Origin of the sequence: Porphyromonas levii (assembly GCF_018206105.1) — a bacterium.
In the GTDB taxonomy this organism is placed as follows: domain Bacteria; phylum Bacteroidota; class Bacteroidia; order Bacteroidales; family Porphyromonadaceae; genus Porphyromonas_A; species Porphyromonas_A levii.
This window is the reverse complement of the sequence record NZ_JADRGN010000062.1, coordinates 1-6,876: the sequence shown is the minus strand read 5'-3', so window position 1 is coordinate 6,876 and position 6,876 is coordinate 1. Positions and strand designations below refer to the sequence as shown.

The 6,876-nt window shown below is 47.0% G+C and carries 7 protein-coding genes and 1 pseudogene; 4 read left to right on the top strand and 4 right to left on the bottom strand.

Annotated elements, in window-relative coordinates; all coding sequences use genetic code 11:
• Positions 1–55 precede the first annotated feature (55 nt).
• Together IX315_RS09775 and IX315_RS09770 are read left to right on the top strand one after the other, a co-directional pair.
• A complete protein-coding gene (locus IX315_RS09775) occupies positions 56–520 on the top strand; it encodes a proline dehydrogenase family protein (protein WP_211830208.1) in 465 nt (154 codons plus the stop codon).
• A gap of 35 nt (positions 521–555) precedes the next feature.
• On the top strand, positions 556–1,239 hold the full coding sequence (locus IX315_RS09770; RefSeq protein ID WP_244973139.1) for a proline dehydrogenase family protein: 684 nt from the start codon (positions 556–558) through the stop codon (positions 1,237–1,239).
• A 159-nt stretch (positions 1,240–1,398) separates the two neighbouring features.
• Here IX315_RS09770 and IX315_RS09250 read toward each other — a convergent pair whose 3' ends face one another.
• Positions 1,399–1,848 (bottom strand): PEGA domain-containing protein, encoded by a 450-nt coding sequence (locus tag IX315_RS09250; RefSeq protein WP_211635146.1) that lies wholly within the window; start codon positions 1,846–1,848, stop codon positions 1,399–1,401.
• A 178-nt stretch (positions 1,849–2,026) separates the two neighbouring features.
• On the opposite strand from IX315_RS09250, the pseudogene IX315_RS09245 reads away from it, so the two are divergent.
• Together IX315_RS09245 and IX315_RS09240 are read left to right on the top strand one after the other, a co-directional pair.
• A pseudogene (locus IX315_RS09245) lies at positions 2,027–2,383 on the top strand (GTPase HflX); the annotation flags it as partial.
• A 105-nt stretch (positions 2,384–2,488) separates the two neighbouring features.
• Positions 2,489–2,872, top strand: coding sequence for a DUF805 domain-containing protein (locus tag IX315_RS09240; RefSeq protein WP_211639543.1), 384 nt, complete (start codon positions 2,489–2,491; stop codon positions 2,870–2,872).
• 82 nt (positions 2,873–2,954) lie between these two features.
• On the opposite strand, the gene galK is transcribed toward IX315_RS09240, so the two are convergent.
• Genes galK through IX315_RS09225 form a run of 3 tightly spaced genes read right to left on the bottom strand, consistent with a single transcriptional unit; the run spans position 2,955 to position 6,509 of the window.
• The gene (gene galK, locus IX315_RS09235; protein ID WP_018358533.1) at positions 2,955–4,112 is read right to left on the bottom strand and encodes a galactokinase; all 1,158 of its coding nucleotides are present in this window, start codon (positions 4,110–4,112) and stop codon (positions 2,955–2,957) included.
• 15 nt (positions 4,113–4,127) lie between these two features.
• Positions 4,128–5,417: an MFS transporter gene (locus tag IX315_RS09230; RefSeq protein ID WP_211837400.1), complete on the bottom strand. Its 1,290-nt coding sequence runs from the start codon at positions 5,415–5,417 to the stop codon at positions 4,128–4,130.
• Between the two features lie 42 nt (positions 5,418–5,459).
• Complete coding sequence (locus IX315_RS09225) at positions 5,460–6,509, bottom strand: aldose epimerase family protein (RefSeq protein ID WP_134848905.1); 1,050 nt, start codon at positions 6,507–6,509, stop codon at positions 5,460–5,462.
• Positions 6,510–6,876 lie beyond the last annotated feature (367 nt).

Genomic DNA, 6,876 nt, shown 5'->3' with positions numbered 1-6,876 from the left:
TTTAGTCTCTTTATGCAATATAATGACAGAAAAGCTATAAGAAAAAAGAAATAGCATGGACAACATAAATATAGACTTCCAAAATACAGAAGTGGCGTACGCCGATAAGAGTAATGGCGAACTACAGACAGCAGAGCTCCTATTCAGGACTATTGGCAGCCCCACGATTGTAAAGCTCGGCAAATGGGGTACGAAGATCGCCGGGCTCCTCAACCTACCGCTCGGATGGGCTCTACGGCCTACTATATACCGACACTTCGTAGGAGGGGAATCGCTACAAGACTCCAAGCAGACGCTGGAGAGACTCACTAAGAGAGGTATTCAAGCTGTGATGGACTACTCCGCAGAGGGTGGTGACGATGAAGCCACTATCGAAAAGACTTTTCAGGCCAATATGGAAGCGGTACGCTTTGCACATCATAATCCTAGCCTAAGTCACGCTGTATTCAAGGTGAGTGGACTATGCTCTGTAGCCACTATGGAAAAGGCAAATGACCCCAATATCAGCTTTCGGAGCTAGAGCGACACCAGATCAATCGTCTACGAGAGCGGTTTATGGCACTCTGTAGGCAAGCCTACGAGGAAGGGACAAGGATATTGGTGGATGCTGAGCACTATGCCTACCAAGGTCTGATAGATAGAATGACTGAGGAGGCAATGCTTCAATTTAATAAGGAGCGTGCTACCGTCTTTGCAACACTACAGATGTATCGCCATGATCGTATGGATTACCTGAAAGGGCTAGACGAATTTTGCCAAGAACATGGACTCGTATGTGGCATCAAACTGGTGCGAGGTGCGTATATGGAGGAAGAGAGAGCCAGAGCTCTACAGATGGGATACCCAGACCCTATCTGTGCCAATAAGGAGGAGACCGACAATAATTATAATGCGGGGGTGAGGTATGTGATAGATCGTATAGACCGAATGGAACTCTTCTGTGGCACGCACAATGCCAATAGCTGTATCCTGATTGCGGAGCAGATGCAAGAAAGAGGCTTGGCAAATAATGACCCACGGATATATATATCACAGCTCTACGGTATGGGGGATTTCCTCTCCTACAACCTCAGCAATGCAGGCTACAACCTTACCAAATACCTCCCCTATGCTCCCGTAGACAAGGTATTGCCCTACCTGATCCGCCGCGCCGAGGAAAATACCTCTGTAGCCGGGCAGACCGGCAGAGAGCTTGAGCTGATTAGGAGCGAAGTCAAAAGGCGCAAGAATAAGAGGTAAAACTCCGCTATAGAGGAGAGAAGTATTTCTGTATCGGAAGTTTATTGGAAATATTGTACAGCAAGAGATAGGCTTGATTTGAGCTATAAAAGAATCTCCCCTTGGGAGGCGATACTGCCTCCCAAGGGGAGATTATAAATTTTGGTGTCTCTGCCGTATTTACTTCATCGCCACCTGAAGAGTAGCCACTTTATTCTCCGTATCAAGCTCTATTTTCTGTACGTTATACTGGCTAAGCACCTTATCCAGCTCCATATCTACATCGTAAACCTTACGATCATACTTGAAAATGGCACCCGTCGCTGCATCTACAACCCATCCCAACAGACCTCCTATGTTGAGGATACTAACGACATTAAACTCTCTGTCAAGTGTAATGATCTGTGTCTTGTAACCATCGAGACGGAACTCCACATCCTGTTCACTCAAACTTCTTTTGACCGGTGTGGTACATGGTGTGGTACAAATCTTAATACCATCAATATACACATCCACACCTGAGGGATTAGTGTTAAACGTCAAAGTGTCTTTTGTCCCCGTGAAGATGGTTGCGCAGCTAGATAATCCAAATGCCATGATGAGGGCACATACAATTGCTTTTGTCTTCATTTTAGTTGTCTTTTGATTAAAATTACCATAAACTAATTACCGCTCAAAGGTAGCAAAAAAATACAAGAAAACACAAATAAAAATACATAAAATCCTCCTCGCACAAATCTGTCTTGCCACCACCTCCATAAAAGAATATCCCCTTGGGTGGCAGTGTCGCCTTCCAAGGGGATATTTCCATCACAATTTTGAGGATCAAATCCGTATCGTGGATCAGACACTCAGCGAGATTCTGGGAGACAAGAAAAAGCCTCGAATTTTGGTATTTAATAAGGTGGATGCGTTTACTTTCGAGGAAAAGGAAGAGGACGACCTCACACCACGCACCAAGGAGAATATCTCTCTGGACGAGCTGAAGCAGACCTGGATGGGCAAGCAAGCCGATCTAGATGTAGCGTTCATATCAGCACGCACAGGGCAGGGCATAGAGGAGCTCAAACAACTTCTATACCAACGAGTACGCGAAATACATGTAACCCGTTTCCCATACAATGATTTTCTCTACGAACTCTACGACGAGGAGAGTAACGAATAACTACTAAGTCGTCCTTAATAATAGATGTTTGTTTTGATTAATTAAGGAATAATCGATACCTTTGAGGGCGTAACGGAATTACATAACAACTAACTACAATACACTATGAATTGGTTTTTGAAAGTGCTAAGACAGTATGCCGACTTTCGTGGTCGTGCTAGACGTAAAGAGTATTGGTATTTTGTCCTCTTTAATGGTATATTCGCCCTCATCGCTATGGGGCTAGATAACCTATTGGGGATTACGTTTTCCTCGTTCGACCTCTACTATGGTCCCATATTCCTTCTATACGGACTAGCAATCTTAATCCCAAACTTAGCAGTATCGGTACGGCGACTACATGATATTGGGAAGTCTGGTTGGTGGATCCTAATTTCCTTTATCCCTATCATTGGAACTATTTGGCTAATCATTCTCTATGTCACCGACAGCCAACCAGGAGCCAACAAGTGGGGCGAAAACCCCAAAGATAGCACTCCTATAGCTTAAGACTAGCGAGTGATATAAATAGAAAATCCCTTGTGCGGCAATCGCCACCCAAGGGGTTTTCTATATAAAGTAGCTCTTGGGATTACTCGATACGGCGGGCACCGTCAGAGATAATCACATTGTATACTTTAGGTTCGTGACCGAACTTCTCGGCATATTTCTTCTTGGCAGTATCCACAAAAAGGTCATATAGCTCCTCCTTTACAAGGTTGATAGTACAGCCACCAAAGCCGCCGCCCATCACACGAGAGCCACTCACGCCACACTCTATGGCGATATCGTTGAGGAAGTCTAGCTCCTCGCAACTTACTTCATAGAGCTGGCTAAGTCCCTTATGGGTCTCGTACATCCTCTGCCCTACAGTCTCGTAGTCGCCCTTATCGAGTGCTGCGGTTACGTCGAGTACCCTCTGCGTCTCGCCTACCACATACTCAGCGCGCTTGTAGTCTTCCTCAGAGACACGCCCTTTGTACGCCTCCAGCATAGCCATATCCACATCACGCAGGTACTCCACCTCAGGATGATCCTTCTTAATCTCAGCCACTACTGCCTCACAACTCTGGCGACGCTTGTTGTATGCACTATCAGCCAAGGTATGCTTGACCACAGTGTCGAGGAGCACTAGCTTGTACCCCTGAGGGTTAAATGGGTGATACTCATACTCCATGCTACGGGTATCCAGACGCATAAGCTGCCCCTCACGTCCGTGGATAGAGGCAAACTGATCCATAATACCACACATCACGCCTACATAATTGTGCTCGGTACGCTGACCTACACGAGCCAGCTCCATCTTATCTATCTTGCCCTCGGCAAATAGCTCATTGATAGCAGTAGCATAGCAGCTCTCAAGTGCCGCAGACGAAGACATGCCTGCGCCTAGAGGGACATCGCCAGCAAAAGCAGTATTGAAGCCCTTCACCTCTACGCCTAGTTTCTGCATCTCACGGCACACACCATAGATATACTTAGCCCAACTAGCGCTTGGTGCTTCAGCATCGCCGAGGTCAAACTCTACGTAGTCCTTAAGGTCGATAGAGTAAGCTCGCACCTGACTAGTGCCATTGGGCTTAATCTCGGCTAGAATACCCTTCTCTACTGCGCCAGGGAATACAAATCCGCCATTATAATCGGTGTGCTCACCGATAAGGTTTACTCGCCCTGGAGCGAAATAAATGTAACCTGTGGAGCCATCGAAATGCTTAATAAAGCGGCTCCTAACAAATTCTATATCTTTCATACGACAATCTTTTATTTAGTCATTTACAGGAATATCCTTATTTACATTCTTAGACCCTATAAGTGCATAATACAATAGGAATGCCAAACCCGCTACCATTACCCAGTAGCTGGTCATGTAGTCGGTCTTGTCTGCCACAAAGCCCTGGATAGCTGGCACAATACCACCACCACTTACCATAATCATGAAGAAGCCCGAAGCGGCAGCAGTGTACTTACCTAGCCCCTCTACAGCAAGATTGAAGATACCACCCCACATCACAGAGGTACAAAGACCTACCAGCACAAGCAGCATGATAGATAGTGGAATCTGCACAATACCGAATGAGATATCAGACTGGAATACGGGCATACTCACCAGCTTGGTCTCAGGAATAAAGATAGCAGAGACCACGAGGATGATACCTACTAACGAAGCCACAGTAAGCATAGCCTTGCTAGACACCTTACCGCCAATAGCCGCACCTATTGTACGCCCTACAAGCATTAGGAACCAATAGGTACCTACTACCGAACCTGCCACAGTGGTGTTGTATGCCAGACCACCCTTCTCTACAGCATCCGTCATGTAAGGATTGATAAACATCTGAATACCTACCTCCACTCCTACATATAGGAAGATGGCTATCATACCCAGCACGAAGTGACGGAACGCAAATGGACTATGCTCATGCTTAACCCCCTTGGACGTACCCCCCATATTGGGCTCTGGTATCTTGGTAAGGAAGAGCACTACAAATGCCACTGCGAAGATAGCCATAGCCAGATAAAGAGCAGGATAAGCATCTGATATCTGAGCCTTCTCTACGTTGGCACCAATCAGATAACCTACAAGTACTGGCACGATAGTAGCCATCAGTGAATTGAAGGTGCCGCCAATCTGAATTAGCTGGTTGCCCTTATTACCACCGCCTCCGAGGGTATTGAGAAGAGGATTCACCACCGTATTGAGCATACACATAGAGAAACCGGCTACGAATGCACCGATGAGATAGACGGCAAAGCTGCCGGCAAGACCGGATAGGTACATGATACCTACACCCGAGAAACCTACCACCACAGCCCATAGAGCAGTCTTCTTGTAGCCGATACGCTGTAGCATCTGCCCCGCCGGATAGCCCATAAAAGCGTAAGCGATAAAATTGGCAAAGTAACCGAGTGTGGACATAAAGTTGGAGGTCGCAAACTGGTTCTTTACGATAACGCCCATAGGATTAGCCAATCCGGTGACGAAGGAGATCATACCGAAGAGCAGGATCATCACAAGGATAGGGAGCGTGTAGTTCTTCTTTTCTGTTGAAGCCATTACTTTAGAGTTCTATTAAGTTTAATGTTATTTGAAGTTCTGTTATTCTTTCACACTAAATCCGAAGCTAGTCTGGCTTCGGAAGGTCTCGCCCGGACGAAGTACCGTAGTAGGGTATTCAGGCTTATTGGGGCTATCGGGGTAGTGCTGAGTCTCGAAACAAACGGCAGCACGTGCCGGATAGCGGCTATCGCCCTTACCACGCATGTTACCACTCATCCAGTTACCCGTATAGAGCTGCATACCAGGCTGGTCGCTCTTGATGGTCATCTCGATGCCCGTCTTGGGGCTTGAGCAGATAGCGTGTACCCCTATCTCGCCTAGGGGCTTATCGATGATGTAAGTGTGATCATACCCTCTAGCCCAGTTGAGCTGATCCATATCGGTATCGATACGCTCGCCAATGAGGTGAGGCGCAAGGAAGTCGAATGGTGTACCAGCGACCGATTCCGGTGGTCCGTAGGGTATAGAGGTGTCATCCGTAGGCAGATACGCCTGAGCATGGATCAGTAACCGGTGATCATGCACCGAGGCATCCCCCTCGCCCGAGAGGTTGAAATAGGTATGATTGGTAAGGTTGAGCACGGTAGGCTTCGTTGTCTTCGCCTCATAGCTGATGAGCAGATTATTGCTCACTGGGCAGAGTCCATAAGTGACCTGCACCGTAAGCTCGCCCGGGTAGCCCTCCTCTCCATCGGCAGAGACATAGCTGAGTACCAGCTCTTGGTCGCTGTAGCGCTCCACATGCCATACGACATCATTGAAGCCCTTCTTCCCACCGTGGAGTGCATTAGGTCCGTTATTCACAAGCAGCGTGTACGCCTCTCCATCAATCGCGAACTTGCCTTTCGCAATCCGATTGGCATACCTACCGCAGATAGCTCCGAAGTACTGTTCCTCGCTATTGATATAATCTTCCAGACTATCGTGCCCTAGCACTATGTCCACGCTATTGCCCTCACGGTCAGGCACCCTGATAGCAACGATCTTAGCACCGTGATTAAGCACGTCTACCTCCATCCCCTTGTTGCGTAATGTATAGAGTCCTACCTCTTTGCCATCCACTACGCCCTCAAATCTTTTCTTATCCATATCCTTGGGGTTTTATCTTTTCTGTCCGTAATCCTACATAAGGTGGCTCAATTTCTTTAGAAATAGAAGCCACACCCCAAAGATAACCTTTTTCTTTGGAATTTACCCCTTACTTTCGCCTTTCTTTTCATATCCCTCTGCCGACAATCGATAAAAATAAAGAATACATGCACCCCCACCCGCAAATAGATGCGTGACTAGACCACAGCGAGTATACTTGTAAGGATTGGTTGGTGCCGATCTATTTCCAAGTGATACAGCCCATAATCAAGCCTTAAGATAAGGAGCCCTTCCCTCCGATATACCGACCCCAAAAGTTGACTAGCGCTCCCACTCGTTGCGACTTGCGAGAGCACCAAAATTTATT

What these genes read in the sequence shown, in the direction of transcription:
- IX315_RS09225 (WP_134848905.1), bottom strand. Translation starts at nt 6,509, where the DNA reads ATGGATAAGAAAAGATTTGAGGGCGTAGTGGATGGCAAAGAGGTAGGA.
- IX315_RS09240 (WP_211639543.1), top strand. Translation starts at nt 2,489, where the DNA reads ATGAATTGGTTTTTGAAAGTGCTAAGACAGTATGCCGACTTTCGTGGT.
- IX315_RS09230 (WP_211837400.1), bottom strand. Translation starts at nt 5,417, where the DNA reads ATGGCTTCAACAGAAAAGAAGAACTACACGCTCCCTATCCTTGTGATG.
- galK (WP_018358533.1), bottom strand. Translation starts at nt 4,112, where the DNA reads ATGAAAGATATAGAATTTGTTAGGAGCCGCTTTATTAAGCATTTCGAT.
- IX315_RS09770 (WP_244973139.1), top strand. Translation starts at nt 556, where the DNA reads ATGGCACTCTGTAGGCAAGCCTACGAGGAAGGGACAAGGATATTGGTG.
- IX315_RS09775 (WP_211830208.1), top strand. Translation starts at nt 56, where the DNA reads ATGGACAACATAAATATAGACTTCCAAAATACAGAAGTGGCGTACGCC.
- IX315_RS09250 (WP_211635146.1), bottom strand. Translation starts at nt 1,848, where the DNA reads ATGAAGACAAAAGCAATTGTATGTGCCCTCATCATGGCATTTGGATTA.